At 63.8% G+C, this 22,584-nt stretch carries 14 protein-coding genes; 6 read left to right on the forward strand and 8 right to left on the reverse strand.

Translation table 11 applies throughout. The features are described from left to right. Positions 1-17: 17 nt before the first annotated feature. Entirely contained in the window at positions 18-3,401 is a 3,384-nt protein-coding gene (locus WGH93_RS06245; RefSeq protein WP_374764003.1) for a YhdP family protein, read from the reverse strand. Between the two features lie 215 nt (positions 3,402-3,616). Between WGH93_RS06245 and WGH93_RS06250 the strand changes: the two genes are divergently transcribed. The 5 genes from WGH93_RS06250 (at position 3,617) to WGH93_RS06270 (ending at position 10,068) form a co-directional block, all read left to right on the forward strand. Continuing rightward, the gene (locus WGH93_RS06250) at positions 3,617-6,490 is read left to right on the forward strand and encodes a bifunctional [glutamine synthetase] adenylyltransferase/[glutamine synthetase]-adenylyl-L-tyrosine phosphorylase (RefSeq protein WP_374764004.1); all 2,874 of its coding nucleotides are present in this window, start codon (positions 3,617-3,619) and stop codon (positions 6,488-6,490) included. A gap of 36 nt (positions 6,491-6,526) precedes the next feature. Next, on the forward strand, positions 6,527-7,021 hold the full coding sequence (locus WGH93_RS06255) for a peroxiredoxin (RefSeq protein ID WP_374764005.1): 495 nt from the start codon (positions 6,527-6,529) through the stop codon (positions 7,019-7,021). Then, entirely contained in the window at positions 7,018-7,866 is an 849-nt protein-coding gene (locus WGH93_RS06260) for a ferritin-like domain-containing protein (RefSeq protein WP_374764006.1), read from the forward strand. Before WGH93_RS06255 ends, WGH93_RS06260 begins: the two co-directional genes overlap by 4 nt. A 200-nt stretch (positions 7,867-8,066) precedes the next feature. Continuing rightward, positions 8,067-9,605: a M23 family metallopeptidase gene (locus WGH93_RS06265; RefSeq protein ID WP_374764007.1), complete on the forward strand. Its 1,539-nt coding sequence runs from the start codon at positions 8,067-8,069 to the stop codon at positions 9,603-9,605. Further along, positions 9,586-10,068 (forward strand): bactofilin family protein, encoded by a 483-nt coding sequence (locus WGH93_RS06270; RefSeq protein WP_374764008.1) that lies wholly within the window; start codon positions 9,586-9,588, stop codon positions 10,066-10,068. The genes WGH93_RS06265 and WGH93_RS06270 overlap by 20 nt, the downstream gene beginning before the upstream one ends. A gap of 190 nt (positions 10,069-10,258) precedes the next feature. On the opposite strand, the gene prfB is transcribed toward WGH93_RS06270, so the two are convergent. From prfB to WGH93_RS06285, 3 genes are all read right to left on the reverse strand, one after another. After that, a protein-coding gene (gene prfB, locus WGH93_RS06275) for a peptide chain release factor 2 (protein WP_374764009.1) occupies positions 10,259-11,393 on the reverse strand; the annotation gives its coding sequence in 2 pieces (ribosomal slippage) (positions 10,259-11,326 and positions 11,328-11,393; 1,134 coding nt in all). A 45-nt stretch (positions 11,394-11,438) separates the two neighbouring features. Then, the gene (locus tag WGH93_RS06280) at positions 11,439-13,952 is read right to left on the reverse strand and encodes a penicillin-binding protein 1A (RefSeq protein WP_374764010.1); all 2,514 of its coding nucleotides are present in this window, start codon (positions 13,950-13,952) and stop codon (positions 11,439-11,441) included. 181 nt (positions 13,953-14,133) lie between these two features. Next, positions 14,134-15,372: an N-acetylmuramoyl-L-alanine amidase gene (locus WGH93_RS06285; RefSeq protein WP_374764011.1), complete on the reverse strand. Its 1,239-nt coding sequence runs from the start codon at positions 15,370-15,372 to the stop codon at positions 14,134-14,136. A gap of 733 nt (positions 15,373-16,105) precedes the next feature. Between WGH93_RS06285 and WGH93_RS06290 the strand changes: the two genes are divergently transcribed. After that, positions 16,106-18,913 carry an Rne/Rng family ribonuclease gene (locus tag WGH93_RS06290; RefSeq protein WP_374764012.1) on the forward strand — a complete coding sequence of 936 codons (2,808 nt, stop codon included), beginning with the start codon at positions 16,106-16,108 and terminating at the stop codon, positions 18,911-18,913. Positions 18,914-19,055: 142 nt separating this feature from the next. Here the strand turns inward: WGH93_RS06290 and WGH93_RS06295 are convergent, their stop codons facing one another. Genes WGH93_RS06295 through yajC form a run of 4 tightly spaced genes read right to left on the reverse strand, consistent with a single transcriptional unit; the run spans position 19,056 to position 22,523 of the window. Continuing rightward, a complete protein-coding gene (locus tag WGH93_RS06295) occupies positions 19,056-19,463 on the reverse strand; it encodes an Mth938-like domain-containing protein (protein ID WP_374764013.1) in 408 nt (135 codons plus the stop codon). 33 nt (positions 19,464-19,496) lie between these two features. Continuing rightward, a complete protein-coding gene (gene secF / locus WGH93_RS06300) occupies positions 19,497-20,468 on the reverse strand; it encodes a protein translocase subunit SecF (protein ID WP_374764014.1) in 972 nt (323 codons plus the stop codon). 18 nt (positions 20,469-20,486) lie between these two features. Continuing rightward, positions 20,487-22,091: a protein translocase subunit SecD gene (gene secD / locus WGH93_RS06305; RefSeq protein ID WP_374764015.1), complete on the reverse strand. Its 1,605-nt coding sequence runs from the start codon at positions 22,089-22,091 to the stop codon at positions 20,487-20,489. A 54-nt stretch (positions 22,092-22,145) separates the two neighbouring features. Beyond that, positions 22,146-22,523 (reverse strand): preprotein translocase subunit YajC, encoded by a 378-nt coding sequence (gene yajC / locus WGH93_RS06310; RefSeq protein WP_374764039.1) that lies wholly within the window; start codon positions 22,521-22,523, stop codon positions 22,146-22,148. Between the last annotated feature and the right edge of the window lie 61 nt (positions 22,524-22,584).

The following is a 22,584-nucleotide window of genomic DNA, read 5'->3' on the forward strand; positions in this document are numbered from 1 at the left end:
CAACAGGCCGCGTGCTCTCACGGGTGGCGGCCATCGTCCCCGCGGGGGGCCTCGTCGCCATCGCCGTCCCCGGCGTCCTCCTCTGTGCCCGGATCATTGCCATCCGGGGTATCGCCGTCTTCATCCTTTTCCGCCGCGTCGGGAATGTCCACGTCCGCCACCTGGCCCTTGCCGCGCTCGAACAGGCCGCGCAGAAAGCCGGGGGCCAGCCCCGAAACCGCGCTGACGGTCACGTCCGGCGCGCTCATGGCCCCCTTGACCCGATAGGAAAAGCCGATCAGCCCCTTGCCTTCTCCGCCGGTCAGCAATCCCCCGATCAGGGGAATATTGCCCACCAGCGAATTCAGGCCATAAGCAGGCACATAAACGCCGTTCACATTGATCTTGTTCTCATACACATGAAGCTGCCCCTCCAGCGTCATGCCGAAACGCGGGCCATTGGCCTGAACACCCTCGAAATCCATCAGCCCCCTGTCATAGACAAAAGGCACGGAAACCAGCCCCAGCCGATCCCCGCCTTCATCCACCAGATCGGACAAGCCGCTGACCACCCCTTCCTCCACGGCGGGGTTCAGGTCCGCCTGGGTCAGGATACGGGTATCCGTGACCTTGAGCGTGCCTTCCATCCACAAGTCCTGATCCCAGCCGCGCGTATGGCCTTCCAGCGTCATGGCCCCGCCTTCCAGATGGGCGAACACCCCCAGGCCGCGCAGCACCGCACCGCCATTGTCGGACTGGATGATCACCGCATTGGGGCCATCCCGCACATGGCGGATGGACAGATCCACAAACGCATCATCGGCCATCAGTTTACCAGTCAGGTTGGCCCATTCCGGGGCATTGTCACTGAACCGCGTTTCAAGGGACACATCCCGCAACCCCTCCTCGCCCAGCAGCAGCAGTTCATCGGCGGTCACGTCCATTTCCAGTGCCACGCCCATGGGCTCCATGCCCTGGCGATCTGCGGGCTGGTTCAAAAAGGGGCGGGCATCGAAGCGCCGGGCATCCACGGTCACCTGCACGGCGCCGTCACCCCGTTGCCGGGCTTCGAATTGCAGGCGGTTTTCCCCCATTTCGCGGATATCCATACCGGCATCGAAATAGGCCATCTCCACCACGCCGCCGCCATCCGACCAGTCCAGATTGAGCGTGGCATCCAGATGCTCCCCGCTCAGTGTCAGCGGTGCCAACTGGTTCCACCCGTCATGCATCAACAGGGTACCGGTGGCGGTGGCGGCCACGCCTTCGGGCTTGCGCCAGCTCATCTGCTCGAAATAGACGGCGGCGCGGCTCAGGTCCGCGGAAAAATTGCCATCGGTGAACTTGAGCGCCCGACCGCGAAAGGCCGCCTCCGCCCGCACCGGACCCCGAATCCATTGGGTGACATCCACGCCAAGTGCCTGCAATTCATCCTCGTCCACCGTGCCGGACGCCACCAGAAGGCTGGTTTTCGCATCCGGGTCGTCGCCGCCCGTCAGGTCTTCCCGCCAGCGCAGGTCCAGCGGCACACCATTGACCCTTCCCGACCCGGCAACGGTCAGGGCCTCGTTGGTCACAGTCAGATCAAGCGCACCATCGCGCAGGCCCTCGCCGTCCAGCAGATCATCCACCCGCGCGGCGGTGATCCGGGCGCTGGCGTCGTAACGGATCTGGTCGCGGGGGATATCCGGGCTGTCCATCGGAATTCGGATGCGGCCATCCACCACCGCCTGACCGCCGAGCCGGTCCAGCGCGATGTTCAGGCGCCGGTCCAGGTCCACCGGCCTGTTGGACAACAGCTCCAGAATGGGGCCGAGATCGTCCTTCATACGCAGGTCGAACGTGCCGGTCTTGCCGGTCTCCGCCATGATATTGTCCAGATAGACCCGTCCCTCGGACAAGGGCACACCGCCCGTTTCGGCGCCGTTCAAACGGATGTCCAGCGCCTGATGGGTCAGGGTGCCTGATCCATTGGCGCCGGTCAGGTCCGGCATGTGTTTCACATAGCGGGTGGCCACGCCGCTAACGTCAAAGGTAACGAGAAAAGGGGTGCCGCCCGCCAGCCCGCCGCTGCCATCGGGCCGCCAGTCCACCTCCAGCGTAATATCGCTGACCGTGCCTTCATGCATGTTTTCCCGCATCCAGGCACGCCCCCCGCGCTCCGACCCGTCGGGATGATAACGGGCGGGCCAATAGTGCAGAATGTCCTGCACCGACGCCCGCGACAGGCTGAACATGCCATCGATCCCCGGATTACGGCCCTTTTCGTGGAAATAGATGATCCCGCTACCGCGCATCGATCCGGGCGCCAGCCCCAGGTCCAGATCCTGCAGATGCGCCACCCGCTCAAGGGGATCAAAAGACAGATTGATCGTGCCATAGCGGATCGGCGCCCCCATAGGGAAGGTGCGCGGGTGGCGCAAATGCCCCTGCCCCAGGTCCATATAAAGCGCCGCTTCGGTCAGGCCACTGGATCGGTCCAGCGCCATATCCAGCGTGGCGGTCACCGGCACCTGCACCATGGCGGCGGCCACCGGAACGCCCATGATTCCGGCAAGGTCAGCGGGCACCACCCTGTCCAGGGTGATATTCATGGCCAATGCCCCCGCATCGGGCCGCCCGGTGGCGGACACGCTCAGCGTGACCCCCTGAGCGCCCAGTGGCAGGTCCAGCCGGGTGCGAAAGTCCAGCCGCCCGCCGGATCGATCAAACACGATTTCCGGCACCGTCAGCCGCCGCATCCCGTCCGGCACGCCCGCGGATCGCCAGTTCCCTTCAAGGGTCAGCATAAGATTGTTCAGGCGCACCGAGTCCAGATCCGGCATCAGGTCGGCCAGTCGGCGATCCATGGCCCGATAGAATGTGGCCACGGGTCGAAACGCCCGCGCCACGGGCATCTGGCCTTTTGCAAAAGTATCCGCCAACGCCTTCAGGCCCGGCGGCAGGGATTTCTGAATTGAGGCCGTATCGGTGGCGAGAGCCGGCGCGGGCACCGCATCGGCCCCATTCACATGATCGGCGGAACGGCGCAGGCTGATACGGGCATCCATCACGCCCAGCGTGGCCAGATCAAATCCGGGAAAGCGGCGGCCCGCCGTGATGCCCAGCGCAATGGCGGGAATACGGGCATCCACCCGACCTTCCGGGGCGATCAGGCGCACCTGCTCCAACGCCAGTCGGGGCCGCACCGCGCGCCAGTCCCAGGCCAGGGTGGCCTGGTCCACCTGCACGGTCCAGCCGGGCAGCCGATCCGACACCGCATCCAGCGCCGCCTGCCGAACCGGCCCCAGTTCCAGCGGCGCCACCATGATACGGGCGGCCAGCGCCAGCACGACAAGAACCATGGCGGTCAGCAGCCACAACAGGACCTGACCGACCCTGGCGACAACGCCTTTTGCCCACCCTGTACTCGCCCGTGTCACGCTATGGTCCTGCTACGCAATGCTTGATTTCGACGCGGCGGGAGACAAGAGTCGGTGCCGCCCGATTTGGCGGCCCGGCCAACCCGGCCCGGATCAAGGCATCCGAACCGGGCATCCATGCCCGTCTTCAGCACAGGTGTTAGAGCATGTCGAACACGACGCGTCCACAGTCACCATGCCATGATCCCGCCAAAGCGGGCGAAATTTGGGCCGAGTTGAGCGACCTGAACGACGAGGCAGGCCCACCCCCACCGGCGGCGGCAAGGCCATTGGCGGATCGCCTGTTCGGAAACAGCCCCTTTCTGGCGCGACTCGCATCGCGCAGCCCGGCGGCGGCTGCCCGTGCACTCGCCGCCGCCACCGGCGAGGCCGACGGCGACGGGGCGCTGAATGCCATTATCGCGCCGTTCGAAAACGCCCGCCCCGATGGCGAAAGCAAGGACAGCCTGATGGCCGCCCTGCGCCAGGCGCGCAATCACCTGGCGCTGCTGGTGGCCGCCATGGATGTGGCGGATGAATGGCCACTGGAGCATGTGACAGCGGCGCTCAGCCGGTTCGCCGATGCGGCGGTGGGGTCCGTGCTCGGCCACCTGCTGGCCCAGCGCATGACGCGGGGCGACCTGCCCTGGCCCGATGGCACCCCGGAAGCTGTCAGCCCGGCCCTGGGGCGAAACTGCGGCCTGTTCGTGCTGGCCCTTGGCAAGCTGGGCGGCGGGGAATTGAATTACAGTTCCGACATCGACCTGATCGTGCTGTTCGACCCGGAGCGCAGCCATTATCAGGGGCGTAAAACCCTGTCCGATTGCATGATCCGCATCACCCGCGACATGGTGGACATGCTGGAGCGCCGCACCGGCGACGGCTATGTGTTCCGCACCGATCTGCGCCTGCGCCCGGACCCCGGCGCCACCCCGGTGGCCCTGAGCGTGGATGCGGCGGAAAGCTATTATCACAGCCTGGCGGCCAGTTGGGAACGGGCGGCCATGATCAAGGCGCGCCCCATAGCGGGCGACATCACCGCCGCCACAACCTATCTGGACATGCTGTCCGGCTGGGTCTGGCGGCGCTCCATGGATTTCTCCACGCTGGACGATATCGCCAGCATCAAGACCCAGCTTCTGAGCCATTACGGCCAGAAGGACACGAGCTTTGAAGGCTTTGACGTAAAACTCGGCCGTGGCGGCATTCGGGAAGTGGAATTCTTCGCCCAGATCAACCAGCTTCTGTTCGGGGGGCGGGAGCCCAGCTTGCAGGAAAAACCCACCTGCCTTGTGCTGGACCGGCTGGTGGCCGCCGACCGGCTGGAAGCCCGCGTACGGGATCAGTTGGTGGCCGCCTATGAGGCGCTTCGGCGAATCGAGCACCGCTTGCAGATGATCGACGATGCCCAGACCCACAGCATCCCGGAAAGCGCCGACGCCCGCGGACGGCTGGTGCATCTGCTGGCCCTGCCGGATGAAGACAGCCTGCGCAAGACGCTGGGCGACCATACGCGCACCGTGCACGCCCATTATCAGGATCTGCTGCCGGACAGTGACGGCAACCGCGCCACCGCGGGGCCGGACCTGCCGGGCCTGCTGACGGAACACGGCTTCACGGCGCCGGACAAGGCCGCGGAACTGATCGAAGGCTGGCGGCGGGGGCGGTACCGGGCGGTGCGCACCGAACGGGCCCGGCGGCTGCTGAATGAAATCCTGCCCGATCTGCTCGCCGCCATGGGAGAGACGGCATCACCGGATGACGCCTTGAGCCGGTTTGACAAGTTCCTAAGCCAGCTTCCTGCCGGTGTTCAGCTTTTTTCATTATTGCAAGCCAATCCCGGCCTGTTCCGCCTGCTGGCCCGTGTCATGGGGCTGGCGCCCGCGCTGGCGGATCGTCTGGCGCGCAAGCCCACGCTTTGGGACCATGTGCTGGACCCGGACTTCTTCAGCCCGATACCGGACGGCGAAACCCTTCATGCCGAGCTGGTGGAGGCCCTGTCCCACGCGCGGGATTATCAGGACAGCCTGGATATCACCCGGCAGTGGGTTCACGAGCACAAGTTCCGCATCGGCGTTCACATGCTGGAAAGCCTGGCGGATGTGCGGCAATGCTGCGCCAGCATGACACGGGTGGCGGATGCGGCCCTGACCGCGCTGATCCCGGAAACGGAACGGGATTTCGAGCGCCGTCATGGCCGGTTTCCCGGCGGCGGGATCGCGGTTCTGGCCATGGGCAAATATGGCGGCGGGGAACTGACCCACACGTCTGATCTGGATATCGTCTTTCTCTATCAGGTGGCCGATGGCGCCGCCCAGTCCGACGGCGACCGGCCCCTCAGCCCCAGCCAGTATTTTTCCCGGCTGGGCCAGAACATCCTTACCGCGCTGACGGCGCTGACGCCGGAAGGGCCGCTGTTCGAGGTGGATACACGCCTGCGTCCCAGTGGCGCACAAGGGCCGCTGGTGGTCACGCTCAAAACCTTCGAGGACTATTACACCAGCAGCGCCTGGACCTGGGAGCATATGGCGCTGACCCGCGCCCGACCCGTACTGGTGCCAGATACCATGCGGGCACCGCTGAAAGACAGCCTGCGCCGGGTCTTGACCGCCCCGCGCGACGCGGACAGGCTGGTGGTGGATGTGGCCAATATGCGCGCCCGTCTGTTCAGCGAATTTGGCACGGACAATCCCTGGTCGGTCAAGCATGTGCGCGGCGGTCTGGTGGATATCGAGTTCATCTGCCAGTATCTGATGCTGAAAACGGGCCACCGGGAGCCGGAAATCTTCACCGCCGAAATCAGCGACTGTATCCGGCGCCTTAGCTGGCTGGACGTTCTGATGGACGGCGCCGCCGACACGCTCAACTCGGCCCACTGGCTGCAACAGAATGTACAGGCCGTTCTGCGGCTCAGCCTTGGCACGGCACCAAACACGGATGACCGCATTCCCCCGGCTCTGCGGGATGTGTTGTGCCGCGCCACGGGCATGGAGGACTTTGCCACCCTGAAGGAGCGGCTGGTACGCACGCAGGAAATGGTCCATGCGATCGCGCGCAATCTCATCGAAACGCCCGCCGAGCGCGCCAGCGAACGGTTGGAACAACCCTGAACACGGTTACGACCCCACAGTTTGAGGAGACCCGCCATGAGTGACAGCACCCGCCCGGTGGAAGGCGACACCGCCCCCCACTTCACCCTGCCCGCCACCACGGACAGCGGCGAAATCAGCCTGGCCGAGCGGCTGTCCGCCGGGCCTGTGGTGGTTTATTTCTACCCCCGCGACAACACGCCCGGCTGCACCACCGAGGCGCAGGATTTCACGCGCCTGAAGGCGGATTTCGACGCGCTGGGCGCCACTGTCATCGGCATCAGCCGGGACAGCCTGCGCAAGCACCACAATTTCACCGAAAAACAGGGCCTTGCCATCCCGCTGGCCGCCGATGAGGGCGGCACGGTGTGCGCGGCTTACGGCGTATGGGTGGAAAAGACCATGTATGGCAAAAAGTCCTTTGGCATTGAGCGATCCACCTTCCTTGTGGCGCCGGATGGGTCGCTGGCCGGGGTCTGGCGCAAGGTGAAGGTAAAAGACCATGCCGCCGCCGTGCTGGAAGCCGTGCGCGGCCTCGCAAATCAGGCATGACCACCCCATCGGCACAGAACGGTGCACCACCGGAACAGGCCAGCCTGGCAAGCGCGGCCTGCGGCGTACTGAAGACCGCCCCGGCCCGCCAGAAGGCCGCCCGCGCCCGCGCCGTCGCGGCGGATTGGGCCGCCGGGCGGCTGGACTGGCGATTCGACTGCCTGCCCGGCCAACGCCCGGCCCGGCCAGCGCATCCCGAATTGCGGGCGCCGGGCGAAATGCCAAAACGGCGCAAGGCGGGCACCCCGGCCAGCCGGGTCGCGCTGATTCATGCGGTGGCCCATATCGAACTCAACGCCATCGATCTGGCCTTTGATATTGTGGCCAGGTTCGGCCATCTGTTTCCCCGCGCCTTCAGCGATGACTGGGTTCGGGTCGGAGACGACGAAGCGCGGCATTTCCTGATGCTGGATAACCGTCTCGCCGCCTTTGACAGCCATTACGGCGCCCTGCCCGCCCATGACGGATTGTGGCAATCCAGCGAAGCCACGGCGGGGGACGTGCTGGCCCGGCTGGCCGTGGTGCCCATGGTGCTTGAAGCGCGCGGGCTTGACGTGACCCCGGACATGGTGAAGCGGCTCCATGGCCACGAGGACCATGAAACCGCCCGGCTGCTGGGCATCATCTATGAGGATGAAAAAAGCCATGTGGCGGCGGGCAGCGACTGGTTTCACCATCTCTGCGCCGAGCGCGACCTTGACCCGGAAGCCACCTTTCAGGCCAAGGTGCGGGCCTGTTTCAACGGCACGCTGAAGCCACCTTTCAACCGACCGGCCCGCGATGAGGCGCGACTTCCGGTTACGTTTTATGAACCCTTGGCTGCTATGCTGGAGCATGGCATTTGAGCCCCTGAAAAAGACACTTGGAAACAAACAGTTGCGCACAAGGGTACCCCTGATAAGATCAGGCGGGACCGGAGCGGCCCGAAAAAGGGCTGGGAATGGCGCCAATTTTGCGGATAGTCGGGCATTGTAACGGCCACAATGCCGCGGATTTGCGCAAGTGAAAGCGGATCAGTGAGGGCACTTTGCATTTGCTCGGTCGAATGAAACTGCGGATCAGCCTGGGGCTGCGCAAGCGCATACGGCGCCTGCGCCGGGTGCCCCCGGCTGTGCAGCGCTGGCAGGTGCGATGGCGCATGATCCGAAGCGACATGGCCGTTCGCCGCGCTGCGGTGCAGAAATGGCGCCTGTCCCACTTCCCGGAACGGCAGATTTTCCTGCGCAGTGAAGGACGCGTCCGCTTCTTCACACTGGGCAGTTATTTGCAAATGATGATCGTGGCCTCTCTGGTTGGGGGCACCGCCTGGGCGGGCGTGACCACCTATACCTATCTGACGCGGGACGCGCGCGTGGCCGCCAAGGACCGCACCATTTCCAGCATTTCCGCCCGGTATGACACGCTGGCCCGCGATTTTTCCACCTTGCAGCAGACTCTGGCGGATCGCGCCCGGACACTGGAAAAGCGACAGGCACTGCTGGAAGATCTGGTGCGCGCCGCCGATGATAGACAGATCGTCCCGGACGAGGGTGTGACCATACCGGAACGCATGACCGTGCCACAATCGGGCGCCGCGCAGGCTGTGGATACGGATAATGCCAGCGATATGGCCGAGGATACCCAGGGCGCACCGGAAGCACCGCTGCCGGGCGACGGGGAAGGCAAGCAGTCGGCCAGCCCGCGTGATGCGGCGACCGGCGCTGACGCCGCCGCGCCCACAGGACTGATGGACCGGCTGTTCGGCGCGGGCACAACCAGTTTCGCCGCCGCCGCCGGTGACGACACGGCGCAGCCCCCACCCGCGCCGGATGATCCCTATGCCCGTATCGCCACCCGCCTTGGCCAGCTGGACCGGCGGCAGGAAGCGCTTGCGGGCGCGCTTCGCAAGGCCGTTCTGTCACGGCTGGAAGCAGTGGATGCGGCGCTTGCGCCCACCACACTCAGCGTTAATCATCTGCTGACCCGCTGGACCGGCAATGTGCCTGGCGCCGGCGGGCGCGGCGGGCCGTTGATCGCGCCGGGGCGAGGCGTGCCGGACTTTGCCGCCCTCAGGGGGGACGACGGCGCGCGCACCGCGCTATACCGCCTTTTCAATGACTGGGAGCGGCTGGAAAAGGCGCTGATCGCACTGGACAGCATTCCCGTGGGGAAACCCGCGGATCGTTATTATGTTTCAAGTGACTTCGGACGGCGGCGAGACCCCGTTCGCCGGTCCTGGGCTTCACATTCAGGACTGGACATGGCCGGCTGGCCCGGCACCGCCATTCGCGCCACGGCACCCGGTAAGGTGATTCATGCCGCTTGGTATGGCCCTTATGGCCGAATGGTGGAAATCGACCATGGCAATGGCTTTCATACCCGCTATGGTCACATGCGACGAATCCGGGTAAAAGAGGGGGATCGGGTGAAGCTCGGTCACCGCATCGGAGATATGGGCAAATCGGGGCGCGCCACCGGCACCCATCTACATTATGAAGTGTGGTTCGATGGCGATGTGCGTGATCCCCAACCATTCTTGAAAGCGGCAAACGATGTTCTCGAAATCAAAACCAAGTCAGGACGACATGACCAAAATACCGACTAAGGAAGCGCCCACGCCCCCAACCGGCGGCGTAGGGTCCCCGACGCCGGCTATCATCGGCTCGGATGTTCAGATTGACGGGAATGTTCGCACTGCGGGCGAGCTTCAACTGGACGGCAGCATCAAGGGCGACATCGACTGCGGTGGCCTTGTCATGGGGGAAACCGCCTCCATCGAAGGCATGATCACCGCGGAAAGTGTCACCGTTCGCGGCAAGGTGAACGGGGAAATCCGCGCTGGCTCCGTCAGTCTGGAAAAATCCGCCGTGGTGGACGGTGACATTTACCACGAAACCCTTACCGTGCAGGCAGGCGCACGCCTGACCGGCAAGCTGGCGCAGGGCAATGATGTGGGCCGCGGCCATGGTGCTGCACCGTCTGCACCACCACCGCCGCCGTCCGCGCCCACGCCACCCCCGGAATCCGGCAATGGTGGTGATGACACCCAGCCCGGCGGCCAGGGTTGATACTCCGCCACGGCTGACAGTGCAGGGGCCGAATTTGCCTGGTGGCGGCCTGCGTGATCCGGCCCTTTCCGGCCCGGCCCACGGCAGTCTTGTATTGCGGCACCAGAATACATGACCCCACAAAAGGGGCGCCCACCGGATCGGCGGCGCCCCTTTTTTCATGGCCGGTTCTTGCGGAAACAGAGGAGGATCAGCCTTCTTCCGCCGTATCCTGACCCGGCTGATCGCCGTGGACACGAGCCGCCAGTGCGGCGGCGAGGAAATTGTCCAGCCTGCCATCCAGTACGGCCTGGGGCTGGCTCGATTCCTCCCCCGTGCGCAAGTCCTTCACCATCTGATAGGGCTGCAACACATAAGACCGTATCTGATGCCCCCAGCCGATTTCGGTCTTGGTGGCATTGACGGCGTTGGCCTCTTCCTCCCGCTTGCGCAATTCCGCCTCATACAGGCGGGCACGCAGCATGTTCATGGCCGTTGCCCGGTTCTTGTGCTGAGACCGCTCGCTCTGGCACTGAACCACGATGCCGCTTGGCTGGTGGGTGATCCGCACCGCGCTGTCCGTGGTATTGACGTGCTGACCGCCTGCCCCGGAGGCGCGGTAGGTATCCACCTTCAGGTCGCTGTCATTGATGTCCACCTCAATGGATTCATCAATCACCGGATAGACCCAGACGGAAGCAAAGCTGGTGTGGCGACGAGCGCTGGAATCATAAGGCGAAATGCGCACCAGTCGGTGCACGCCGCTTTCGGTCTTCAGCCAGCCGAAAGCGTCTTCCCCCTTCACCAGCAGCGTGGCGGACTTGATGCCCGCTTCCTCCCCGTCGGAAACCTGCACAAGCTCCACCTTGTACTTCTGGGACTCGGCCCAGCGCGTGTACATGCGCAGCAGCATGTTGGCCCAATCCTGGGATTCGGTACCCCCCGCGCCTGCATGGATTTCCACATAGGTGTCGTTACCGTCCGCCTCGCCGGACAGCAGGGCCTTCAGTTCCGTCTTACGGGCCTGATCCGCCAGCGCCCGAAGATTGTCCTGGGCTTCGGCGATCATGTCTTCATCGCCTTCGGCCTCGGCCAGTTCCAGAATGTCCCGGGTGTCGTCCAGGTCGCTTTCGATACTGCGCACGGCGGATACGGAATCCTCCAGCCGGGTGCGTTCCTTCATCAGTTTCTGCGCCTGGGTCGGATCGTTCCACAGGGTGGGATCTTCCGCCAGGGCGTTCAATTCGTCCAGTCTCAGTACAGCCTGATCCCAGTCAAAGATGCCTCCTCAGCAGTGCGAGCGACTGCTGGAGTTGATCGACCAATGCCTGTGCTTCAGCGCGCATGAATGCCTCGTTCAGCTAGAGAAAACGGATATCGCGGGAGACCGGTCAATAAATACCGCCCGTCCCTTCACGAACGCCGCCTTTTTGGCCCAGCGCGCCGGAGCCGTCAAGCACTGCAAGTTCACCGAAACGCGGCTCGTGACCCGGCTTGAAAGCCTCCACGATAACGCGCTCATCTCCCGGTCGGGCCGGCAGACCGGTCTTTGCATTGATCCGTACAAGGCGGATACCGGCAGGCATACGGAACGGCACGCCGGGGTCCCCTTCCAACGCCCCCCGCATGAAATCGCGCCAGATCGGCACGGCGGTGCTGGACCCCTCTTCGCCGGGGCCGAGGGAGCGCGGCGTATCGAACCCCACATAAACCCCCACCGCCAGATCGGCGGAAAAGCCCACAAACCAGCCATCCTGCGCATCATTGGTGGTGCCGGTCTTGCCGGCAAGGGGCTTGCCGAGCACCCGTATCTTGCGCCCGGTCCCGTTCTGCACCACACCTTCCAGCATGGAAACCAGTTGATACGCGGTCAGGCGCCCCAGCACCTGCTTGCGATCGTCGGGGATGGTGGGTTCGGGCACTTCGGGATCGAAAGGCGCGGAACAGCCGGGGCAAGGCCGGTCATCCGCCCGGTAAATGGTGCGCCCGCGCCGATCCTGCACCCGGTCGATCAGCGTTGGCCGGATTTCCTTGCCGCCATTGACCATCATGCCATAAGCGGCGGTCAGATCGATCAGCCGCACTTCGCCCGCGCCGAGAGAGGCGGCGAGCGTGGGTGTCATATTGTTCGCCACACCAAGGCGGCGCGCGTAATTCATCACCCGATTCATGCCCAGATGCTGCGCCAACCGGACGGTCATCAGGTTGCGGGATCGCACAATGCCCAGCCGAAGGGTGGACGGGCCATAGAATTTGTTGGAACTGTTGCGCGGCTTCCATTTCCCCTGGCCGCCGCCCTGATCAATGACAAAGGGCGCGTCCAGCACCAGGCTGGCTGGTGTAAACCCGTTTTCCAGCGCCGCGGCATAAACAACCGGCTTGAAGGCGGAGCCCGGTTGCCGCTGTGCCTGAACGGCGCGGTTGAACTCGCTTTCCTGATAATCGAAACCGCCAACCATGGCATGGACCCGGCCCGTGTGCGGGTCCATCGCCACCAGCGCCCCTTCCACATCCGGCACCTGCTTCAGGGCAAACCGGGGCACGCCGGTGGTATCATCCGCACCCGGCAGCGCGATCTGCACCATGCCGCCATCCTCAAGCGGGGCGACGGGCACCACGTCCCCGGCTTCGAGCAGGTCCGACGGCGCCTCTGGCCGTGCGCCGACACGCTGGCCCTCAATATAGCGCCGCGCCCAGCGCATGGTCTCGAACGGCACGAACCCGTATCGGCCATCCGCGAGCCCGATCAGGGCCCCATCGCTCGCCACCCGGTGCACCAGCGCCAGGCGCCAGTCCGACAGGCCCAGGGGAATATCCAGCGCCGCCAGCCTGTCCGGCCAGTCCTTGAAATCATCCAGGCGGGTCAGCGGGCCGCGCCAGCCATGGCGGCGATCATAGGCCACCAGCCCTTCCCGCAGCACCTTTTCCGCCATACTCTGAAGGCGCGGCTCCAGCGACGTGCGCACGCTCAGCCCCCCTTCATAAAGCGCCTTGGTGCCGAACCGGCCAGCCACTTCCCGGCGCACCTCCTCGGCGAAATAATTGGCCTCATAGCGGGCAGTGCGCTGGGTGGTGGCCATTTCCAGCGGCTCGGCCACCGCCTTGTCATAGGTGGCCCTGTCTATATGACCCAACACCAGCATACGGCCCAGCACCCAGTTGCGCCGGGCCACGGCACGGTCATGGTTGCGCACGGGATGATAATTGTTCGGCCCCTTGGGGATGGCCGCCAGATACGCCATCTGGGCCACCGTCAATTCGCTCAGGGATTTATCGAAATAATTAAGCGCGGCGGACGCCACGCCATAAGACCGGTTCCCGAAATAAATCTCGTTCAGATACAGTTCAAGGATCCTGTCCTTGGAATAGGCGCGTTCGATCCGCAGGGTCAGGATCATTTCCTTGATCTTGCGATCAAGTTTCTGATCCAGCGTCAACAGGAAATTGCGCGCCACCTGCTGCGTAATGGTGGATGCCCCCCTGAGCGGCCCACCCCGCACCAGATTGACCGCCGTGGTGGCCGCGGCCCGCAATATGCCCATATAATCGAGCCCGGAATGCTCGTAGAAATTCTTGTCCTCCGCAGACAGGAACGCCTTGATCAGCGGTTCCGGCACCACTTCGATCGGCACGAAAAGCCGGTCCTGCCGGGCATATTCCTTCAGCAGACTGCCATCCCCGGCGTGAATACGGGTCACCACAGCCGGTTCGTAATTGGCCAGCGTGCGATAATCCGGCAGGTCGCGGCCATAATGGATGATCGCCCACAGCACCACGCCCGCCGCCGCCAGCATACCCAGAAGGCCAAGCCAGAAGCCCCACACGACCATGCGCCGCCAAAGCGGCCTGCGCTTGCGCTGCTTCCCGTTTGGCGGGGGCGTGGTGTTCTGCTTACTGGCTGTCATCCTGTTCCGGGACCTGATCGTTTATCGGGATTTTCATGGCAACCGGCAATGTGACGCCTGCCAATTCACGCCTGTTCCCTCGGTCATCTTCACCGCCATTTCATGGCGCGTGAATATGGCGACCGGAAGGCATTTCAGGCTGGATATGCGCGCCCCGGCACCGGAAATCAACCCTGCTTCGTCAACGACCCAGCGCGGTCATGTGCTGAAAATACCGATCCACCGCCCGGCGCACGGCCAGCGCGATCCGCTTGCGCCCGCTATCGCTGTTCAACATGCGGGCATCCTGACGGTTGGACAGATACCCCGTTTCCAGAAGCACGGACGGAATTTCCGGCGATTTCAGCACCACGAACCCGGCAAAGCGATGGCCGCGGCTGTGCATCTTCACCTGCTGCCGCATTTCCGGCAACAGCATCTCGGCGAACTGGGCGGAATAATTCATCGTCTCCCGCTGGGCCAGATCGATCAGAATGCCGGAAACGTCATCATCGGCCACGTCCAGCCTGAGCCCGGCGAACAGGTCAGAGCGGTTTTCCTTTGCCGCCAGCCGGGCGGCTTCCCGATCCGACGCGCTTTCCGACAGGGTATAGACGGTACCGCCGCGCACATTGGGGTTATCAAGCGCATCGGCATGAACGCTGATGAACAGGTCCGCCTGATGGCGGCGGGCCACCTGCATCCGCTTACGCAAGGGCAGGAAGATATCCCGGTCCCGCGTCAACCGCACGTCATAGCGCCCGGTGGACTCCAGCCGGTCCTCGATCACGCGGGCGATGCGCAGCACCACCACCTTTTCATTCACACCAAGCGCGCCCAGCGTGCCCGGGTCCACGCCGCCATGGCCGGCATCCACCACCACGATGCGCCGCCCGCCGGGCTTACGCTCGCGGGTGGATTGCGGCACGCTGGCGCGGCTGATCTCCGAGCGGCTGGGCTGATTGCTGCGGGTTTCCGCCACCGCCTTTTCAAACGCCGCCGCCGAACTGTTCCGCAGATCGATCACCACCCGCTTGCCGGACCCGTCCCGCGGCGGCAGATGGAAAACCCGATCAACGACCACGGGGCGGTCCAGGTCGAACACCATGCGATAAACATTTTGCGCGAACAGGCCGTGGCGATACCCTTTCACGGCGCCCTTGCCATCGATCCGCCGGGGGCCGAGCCATTCAGCGGCGGGCATGTCCACCACCACACGGCGCGGCTCCGTCAACAGGAAGGGTTTGGGCTCGAACCGCTCGGACGTTTCGAGAACAATGCGGGTCACGTCCCCGTGGCGGCCAAAACGCATGTCGGAGACGGCGATCGGGTCCGCCAGCGCCGCGCCGTCAAGCCATGCAAGGGCCAGCGCGGCAAGCCCGATCGCCAGCCCCCCTGCCCTGGTGACCATATCGCGCACGCATACCAGCCTGAAGGCCATGACCGTCCACACTCCCCGAGCTATGGATAATTCCCACTTGCCTTGATTCTATTGATTTTTGCCCGCCAGACAAGAGAAATGGCGCGCCGCGGACCCACGGGCGGCGCGTTGAACCGGGCGGGCTGTTTTTCCATTGTAATCAGAAACACGAACGCCTAGGCTGCCGGGGCGAGTTTCTTGCCCGGCGCCATCCGTTGATGGGCGGTACCGGGCCGGCCCGGTGGTTCTGGCAATCCATTGGCCCCGACAATCCGCCCCGACAAAGCGCTCTTCAAAGCGCCGGGGCAATGAACAGACCGGCATTGCGTAGCCGGATCGGGGTCGGCGCGGTTCCTTCCGGCCAATCGAAAAGGACAAGAAGCGGTGACCCCTAACCCGCATGACCACAACCGATTCAGACCATCGCCGCGCGATGGACGGGACCGCCAGATCATGGTGGCCGGATCGGTTCCGTCCTGCGGGCCACGCTTTCGGGCAGGCGCCAGCTTCCCGGTCGGGTCGGCCTGTATGTGCCCCCGTTCCGCTGTCCACACCGCACAGACACACATTAACCAATTGGGCCCGTCCCCTGGGGGGCAGGTTCGCCCGCGCGGCCGGTTTGAACGCACTGACCGGCAGCCCGCGCCCGCGAACCCGTTTGAAATGATCAAAGAGCCGCGTCGGCCACTGTCGGCGGGGCACCCTGTCCATTCATCTCACCACCCAGGCGGGACGAGGTCCGGAGAAGAGACCTATGTCCACACGTATGCTGATCGATGCGCGTCACGACGAGGAAACGCGCGTAACCATTGTTGATGGAAACCGTGTAGAGGAATTCGACTACGAGTCCCAATCCCGCCGCCAGTTGAAAGGCAATATCTATCTTGCCCGCGTGATGCGGGTGGAGCCGAGCCTTCAGGCGGCCTTTGTGGATTATGGCGGCAATCGCCACGGCTTTCTGGCCTTCAGCGAAATCCATCCCGACTATTATCAGATCCCGGTGGAAGACCGGAACGCCCTTCTTGAGGCGGAGCGTGATGCCGTTCGTGCCGAAGGGCCGGGCGGCAATGACGATGATGACGACGGCCCGGATGATGAGGCGGACACCGACCTCAGCGCGGAGGACGGCGAGGCCCCTTCCGATGAGGATGAGCCGGTTGACCGGTCCATAGCAAAAGAAAGCGCGGAAGACGAAAAAGACGCCGAGGTGGCAGAGGCCGCCGCTGTGCGCCGTGCACAGCGGGAATTGAAGCGCCGCTACAAGATTCAGGAAGTGATCAAGAAGCGCCAGGTGCTGTTGATCCAGGTGGTCAAGGAAGAGCGCGGCAACAAGGGCGCGGCGCTGACCACCTATCTGTCGCTGGCCGGGCGCTATTGCGTGCTGATGCCCAATTCCACCCATGCCGGCGGCATCAGCCGGAAGATCAGTCAGGCCATTGATCGCAAGCGCCTGAAGAAAATCATCCACGATCTGGAAGTGCCGGAAAACATGGGGCTGATCATCCGTACGGCGGGGATCAAGCGCACCAAGGCCGAGATCAAGCGGGACTTCGATTATCTGGTAAGGTTGTGGAACGGCATCCGGGAACTGACGCTGAAGTCCATCGCCCCGACCCTTGTGTATGAGGAAGGCGACCTGATCAAGCGCACCATACGCGATGTCTATACCCGCGAAGTGGATGAAATCCTTGTGGAAGGCGAAAAGGGCTATCGCACCGCCAAGGACTTCATGAAGCTGCTGATGCCCAGCCACGCCAAGAAGGTGCAGCATTATCGGAACCGCATCCCCCTGTTCCATCGCTATCAGGTGGAAAGCCAGCTTGAGAGCATGTATCAGCCCGTGGTGCAGCTCAAGGCGGGGGGCTATATCGTCATCAACCCCACCGAGGCCCTGATCTCGGTGGACGTGAACTCCGGCCGCTCCACCAAGGAACACAATATCGAGGAAACGGCGCTGCACACCAACCTGGAAGCAGCCGAGGAGGTGGCACGTCAGCTCCGCCTGAGAGACATGGCCGGCCTGATCGTGATCGACTTCATCGACATGGAGGATCGCGGCAACAACCGGGCGGTGGAAAAGCGCCTGAAGGACGTGCTTAAGAACGACAGGGCGCGGGTTCAGGTAGGCCGCATCTCCAGCTTCGGGCTTCTGGAAATGTCCCGTCAGCGGCTGCGCCCCAACCTGCTGGAAGCCAGCACGGTGACCTGTGAGCGCTGCCACGGCATGGGCGTGGTCCGTTCCGTGGACTTCGCCGCGCTCAAGGTACTGCGCGAGCTGGAGGAAGAAGGCTTGCGTGGCCGCAGTGCGCTGGTGACGGTGCGCGCCCACCCGGATGTGGCGATCTATCTTCTGAACAAGAAGCGCGCCATCGTGATGGAGCTGGAGCGCACCTATAACATGGCGGTGGACCTGATTCCCGACCCCAAATTGGGCCCGTCGGACATCGATCTTGCCCACCAGGCCACCAACCCGGATGACCGCAGCGATGCCACGGTGGCGGATAATGTGATCACGCCGCATGGGCTCGTGGCGCCATCCGCCCTGCCGGACCCGGCGGAGGACGCGGCTGACGATACGGCGCCCGCCAAAGACGATGCCCCGAAAGAAGATCAACCGGAAGAGCAGAAACGCCGGCGCCCGCGCAAGCCGCGCGAGAACAAGCCCGAATCGACGGAAAATAACGATTCGCGGTCCAATGATGATGGCGGGGAAGACAAACCCAAGCCCCGACGCAGGCGCGGTCGGCGCGGCGGGCGTCGTCGGCGCAAGTCCCCGGAAAACCAACAGCCGGAGCAACAGGTGCAGGAGCAGCCATCCACCGCGCAGGCGGACGGTGACCATGCGGCGGACGGGGCACAACCCTCCGAGGCCGCGGCCCGTGGCGATGCGGCTGAGAATCCGGCTGCCGTCTCCTCTGCGCCTGAAAAGGCTGGGGAGGCAGGAGCCCAGGTGAGCGCCCCCGCCCCTGAGCAGGCCGATGATGCCACACCTGCCGCCGTCTCCGATGCCGAGACCACGAACAGCCCCGCCCGGAAAAAGCCCGCGCGCCGGCGCCCTGCCCGCAAAAAGGCGGAAGCGGAGGCTTCGGATGCACAGGCTGGTGATGCGCCTTCCGAAACCAGGGACGATGCGCCGGCCCCCAAGCCGCGCCGCCGGTCCCGCAAAAAGGCTGAAGACAGCCCTGCCGTGGCCGAGAAGGACCAGAGCGAGGGAACCGAAGCGGCGGAAAAGCCCAAGCCCGCCCGCAAGCGCCCGGCGCGCAAGAAGCCCGCTGAAAAGGCGGAAGCTGCGCCTGAAGCCCACTCCGCACCGAAAGACGCGGCAAAGGCGGATAGCGCACCAAAATCGGAGGAGCCCGACAACAAGGTGCCTGCCGAAGATATCCTGAAAACTGTGGCAACCCAGGACACGCCCGCGCCTCAGGCACCGAAGCAGGCAGCACCCCGGAAGGATGCCGACACAGGAACCGACGGCGGGAACCCGAAAGCCGACAATCAGCCTGAAAGTGACGGTGACAATCCCAAGCCGCGCAAGGGCTGGTGGAGCCGCACCTTCGGCTAAGCCCGACAATGGGGCCATGCGCCCCGCACGAAAACCAGAAAGCCGCCCCGGAAGAACCGGGGCGGCTTTTTTAATGTGCGGATGGCAGGTTGGGTTCCGCGCCCTTCAAAGGCGCGCCTGATGGCGCAGTCGGGAAAACGTATCAGCTAACAGGCAGGAGAAGCGCGGCCACGCGGCGCCCTTCAGCCACCAGAACATTGAAAGTGCGCGCGGCGGCCCCTGTATCCATCAGGTCCACGCCGATGCCCGCATCCGCCAGCGCCGTGCGAATGGCTTTGGGGGGCAGATCGGTGGCCGTTCCGGTTCCCAGCAAGACCAGCTCTGGCCGCGGGGCATGGTTCAGCATCGGGGTCAGGTCCGCTTCACTCAAACCCGCCGTGTCGGTGGCGGAAACGGGATGCACGCCGGTTTCCAGAAGCAGTACGCCGCCCTCGAACCGTCGGCCCATGATGCGAAAACCATTGTCTCCATAGGCATCCACGGTAAGCCGGTCATCCACTGACTGCTGCCGCATTTCCAGACCGCCCGACTTTATCGGCTCATCGCTCATGAAGGTCTCCGCTGCATTTGGCCCGGTACTGGATCAAAAGGCATCCGCGGCACCGGGACGGGACTTGTCCACAGTGGGGTCGTTTTCCCCGTCATCCTGCTCGAACGCATCCCGGCGCATATTGAGCCGCGTCAGAACCGGCACCGCCACATAAATGGAGCTGTAGGTGCCGATGACAACGCCCCAGATCATGGCCGCGGTAAAGCCCCGGATCACTTCCCCGCCGAACAGGAACAGCGAAACCAGTGCCAGCAGCGTGGTTACGGAGGTCATGATGGTGCGGCTCAGGGTCTGGTTCAGGGACAGGTTCAGCACGTCATCCAGCGGTGTCTTGCGATATTTCCGCAGATTTTCCCGCACCCGGTCATACACCACCACGGTATCGTTCAGCGAATAGCCCACAATGGTCAACAGGGCCGCAATAATGCTCAGATTGAATTCCAGCCGGGTAAGGGCGAAGAACCCCACGGTCAGAAGCACATCATGGACCAGTGCGATGACCGCGCCCACGCCAAACTGCCATTCGAAGCGAAACCAGATATAGATCAGAACCGCGATCACGGCCACGGTCACGGCAATGGTGCCATCCGTTTTCAGTTCACCGGAAACCTTGGGACCGATGATGTTTTCCTGCCGATAATCCACATCGGCCAGACTTTCGCTAAGCGCCGCCTTGGCCGCGTCCATGGCCGCCATCTGCGCTTCATCGCCGCCGGGCTGGCGCTCGATCCGAATGAGCGCCTCGGTCGGGCTGCCATATTCCTGCACGGCCACCTCGCCCAGATTCTGAGCGTTCAGAACGTCACGCACTTTAGCGATCGGGATGGGCTTTTCCATGCCGATCTCGATGGCAATACCGCCCTTGAAATCAATGCCATAATTCAGGCTGTTGACGGCGAACAGGGCCACCGACCCGATCATGAGCACAAGCGAAAGCACAGCCGCTATGCGATGGCCTTTCAGGAAGTCGATCTTGGTGTTCCGGGGCAACAGCCGCAGCAACATGGTGCGTCTCCGCTTGGCCTAAATGGGCAGTTTCTGGGGGCGTGACCGGCGCAACCAAAGCGCCAGGATCATGCGGGTGAGCAGGATGGCCGAGAACATGCTGGTGACAATGCCGATCCCCAGCGTGACAGCGAAACCCTGCACCGGTCCCGACCCCATCATGTAGAGAATGAAGGCCGCGATGAAGGTGGTGATATTGGCATCGATAATGGTGGAAAACGCCTGACCATAGCCCTGCTCCATGGCGGGGAAAGGCTTGCGGCCCGCGTCCTGCTCTTCCCGGATGCGCTCGAAGATCAGCACATTGGCATCCACCGCCATGCCCATGGTCAGCACGATACCGGCAATGCCCGGCAGTGTCAGGGTCGCCTGAAACAGGCTGAGCGCCCCGGCAATCAGAATCAGATTAATGATCAGCGCCGTATTGGCGGCAAGACCGAAACGGCCATAGCTCATGGTCATGAACACGATCACCGCGACAAAGCCGATCATGGAGGCAATCTTGCCCGCCCTGATCGAGTCCGCGCCCAGGTCCGGGCCCACCGTGCGCTGCTCCAGCACGCTGAGCGGCACCGGAAGCGAGCCCGCCCGCAGCATGGTGGACAGGCGCTGAGCTTCCTCGATAGTGAAATTGCCGGTGATGATACCGCTGCCGCCCACGATCGGGCTGCGGATCACCGGTGCGGAAATGATCTTTTCATCCAGGACGATGGCAAAGGGCCGCCCCACATTATTGCGGGTATGGCGGGCAAATTTGCGCGACCCGCCCGCATCAAAGGAAAAGGAGACGGCGGGTTGGCCGTTTTCGTCATAGGTGGCCTTGGCATCCGTCAATTCCTCGCCGGACACGATGACCCGCTTGCGGATCACCTGAACGCCGCCGGACTCGCTGGGCAGGGCCTTCTGGCTGGGCCGCAGGCGACCGCGGGCCACATCCTGCTGGCTCACATCGGTCACCACGTCATGAAAGGTGAGCTTGGCCGTGGTCTGAATCAGCTTCAGAAGCGCATCGGGATCGTCCGCGCCAGGCACCTGCAAAATGATGCGCCGATCACCCTGGGGTTGAAGCGTAATCTCCCGCGTGCCTTCCGGGTCGATCCGCTTGCGCACCACTTCCATGGCGCGCTGAACGGCATCCCGCTGCTCGGTCTCGATCCCCTCTTCGGTGAGGGTCAGCGTGAACTGTGTGCCGTCCTGGCTGAGCCGAACCGTGCGCACACCGCCGCCCATAAAGCCCTGGCTCGATGCGGCGGTAAGCCGCGTCAACGGCGCCAGTTCTTCTTCTGCCTTGGCGATCTGCTCTTCACGGGTCACTTCAAACCTGACGCTGCGCCCCTCAATCCGCACACGGCGAAAATTGAGCCCGCGCACATCGCGCCGGATATCCCGCACCTGACCCGCCAGATTTTCCAGCCGGGAGGCGATCACATCCTCCGTATCGGCCTCCAACAGCAGGTGAACGCCGCCCCTTAGGTCCAGGCCCAGATTGAGCGTGCTGTCGGGCATGGCATCAGGCAACGCGTCGCGCTGCTCCTCACTGAGGAAATTGGGCAGCGCCAGCAAAAAGCCAAGCAGACACACCCCCACGATCAGAATGACTTTCCAGCGGGGAAAATCCAGCATGGCAGGGCCTTTTCATTCTTGTCATGAACAAAACGCGGCGATGCCGCGCCGAGATCAGGAAGCGGACTTTTCGTCCTTGTCGTCGTCTTTCTTGTTGTCCGCCGGTGCCGGTTCGGACTTGGACCGCACATCCTGCAACGTGGACCTGATCACGCGCACGCGCACGCCATCCGCCAGATCCACTTCAAGCTCGCCATCGTCCTTCACGCGGGCCACCTTGCCCACAAGGCCGCCGCCAGTGACCACGGTGTCACCGCGCTGAACCGCTTCCACCATGCGGCGATGTTCCTTCATCCGCTTGGATTGCGGGCGGATCACCAGGAACCAGAAGATCACCACGATCAGGATAATGGGCAGGAACCCCATCAGGCCGCCGCCCGCCGGGGCGGCCGCGTCGCCACTGGCCTGCGCCAGCACGGGAGAGGAAAACAGCATGGTCACTCCTTGTCATCATGGCGCGGTGCGCCGTCATTGGGGCCGCGGCGCCGAACGC

Source organism: Yunchengibacter salinarum, assembly GCF_037658235.1.
Lineage (GTDB): Bacteria > Pseudomonadota > Alphaproteobacteria > Sphingomonadales > Kordiimonadaceae > Yunchengibacter > Yunchengibacter salinarum.

Coding starts and splice junctions, on each gene's coding strand:
- WGH93_RS06255 (WP_374764005.1), top strand. CDS start 6,527: ATGAGTGACAGCACCCGCCCGGTGGAAGGCGACACCGCCCCCCACTTC.
- WGH93_RS06260 (WP_374764006.1), top strand. CDS start 7,018: ATGACCACCCCATCGGCACAGAACGGTGCACCACCGGAACAGGCCAGC.
- WGH93_RS06265 (WP_374764007.1), top strand. CDS start 8,067: ATGAAACTGCGGATCAGCCTGGGGCTGCGCAAGCGCATACGGCGCCTG.
- WGH93_RS06270 (WP_374764008.1), top strand. CDS start 9,586: ATGACCAAAATACCGACTAAGGAAGCGCCCACGCCCCCAACCGGCGGC.
- WGH93_RS06280 (WP_374764010.1), bottom strand. CDS start 13,952: ATGACAGCCAGTAAGCAGAACACCACGCCCCCGCCAAACGGGAAGCAG.
- WGH93_RS06285 (WP_374764011.1), bottom strand. CDS start 15,372: ATGGCCTTCAGGCTGGTATGCGTGCGCGATATGGTCACCAGGGCAGGG.
- WGH93_RS06290 (WP_374764012.1), top strand. CDS start 16,106: ATGTCCACACGTATGCTGATCGATGCGCGTCACGACGAGGAAACGCGC.
- WGH93_RS06295 (WP_374764013.1), bottom strand. CDS start 19,463: ATGAGCGATGAGCCGATAAAGTCGGGCGGTCTGGAAATGCGGCAGCAG.
- secF (WP_374764014.1), bottom strand. CDS start 20,468: ATGTTGCTGCGGCTGTTGCCCCGGAACACCAAGATCGACTTCCTGAAA.
- secD (WP_374764015.1), bottom strand. CDS start 22,091: ATGCTGGATTTTCCCCGCTGGAAAGTCATTCTGATCGTGGGGGTGTGT.